The 1008-nt window shown below is 70.3% G+C and carries 1 protein-coding gene; it reads right to left on the minus strand.

Features of this window, described 5'->3' with window-relative positions; all coding sequences use genetic code 11:
• Positions 1-1008: HNH endonuclease (locus EFY87_RS19945; protein ID WP_123273232.1), on the minus strand; the 1008-nt coding region annotated here is incomplete at both ends.

A 1008-nucleotide genomic window follows, 5' to 3' on the forward strand; every position in this document is an offset into this window, starting at 1 on the left:
GTAGTTGCAGCGTTCGCAGAGTCCTTGGCCGTCGCGTTCGGTGGTGGCGCCGCCGGTGGCGTGGGGGCGGATGTGGTCGATGTGGCGGATCGTGCCGTTGCAGAACGGTGTGCGGCAGGTCTGGTCCCGCAATCGGATGAGGTGGGCGAGGAGCCCGGGGTAGGTGCGTGCCCTCGATTCCATGCCGATGAGGTCGCCGGTGCCGGGGTGGGTGAACAGGCGCCGGACCTGCACCCGGGTGTTCTCGTCGCTGCCGGTGGCGAGTTGTCGGGCGAGGTCGGCGGGGATCGGTCCGTATCCGGCCAGGTGGGCTGGGGTGTCTCCGGTCAGGGTGTCGACGGGCATCAGCAGGTTCACCTGCACGTTGACACCGTCGGCGGGTGTGCGGCCGGTGACGCGTTCGGTCAGGGTGTCAGCCATCACCTGCCCCTGCGACCTGGTGTCGCCGGAGTCGGCGCGGGCTGTGTTCACGGCGGTGGTGAGGGCGGCGTAGCAGGCGACCCCGTCCTTGACCGGCAGCAAAGCGGTCAGCTGGGTCATGCAGTCCGGTGCCGGCCGTAGCGTGACCCGGCGTTGCGTTTCAGCCCGGGCCCGGCGGGTGACGATCGCGGCGGGGTCGACCCGGTAGGCGTGTTCCCGGACGGCGGCTTCCAGGCGGCGGTGACTCACCACCCCCAACTGGTCGGCGACCCCGGCATCCACCACGCCCCGGTCCTTTTTCGTGAGGCATGCGGTTTCCCGGCACAAGGTGGTGGCGTCCCCTTCACTGATCACCCCGGCTGACAGCGCGGCCAGGGTGTGCGGCATTTCCTCGACGACGGCGCGCGCGAGACCCAGCAGCCGGGACCCCAAGTGGGGTGAGCACCGGCGGGCGAGTGCGACGTGTGACCCGACCAGCCGGGCGGTGTCGGCCGGGTCGATCCCGCGCGGAACATCCCGGGAGGTTTGCTGCTCGTGCAGGTGGACGGTGATCCGGGCTTGCCGGGCGGTGATCGCGTTTTTCAGTTC

This window comes from Flexivirga caeni (assembly GCF_003724155.1).
GTDB lineage: Bacteria > Actinomycetota > Actinomycetes > Actinomycetales > Dermatophilaceae > Flexivirga > Flexivirga caeni.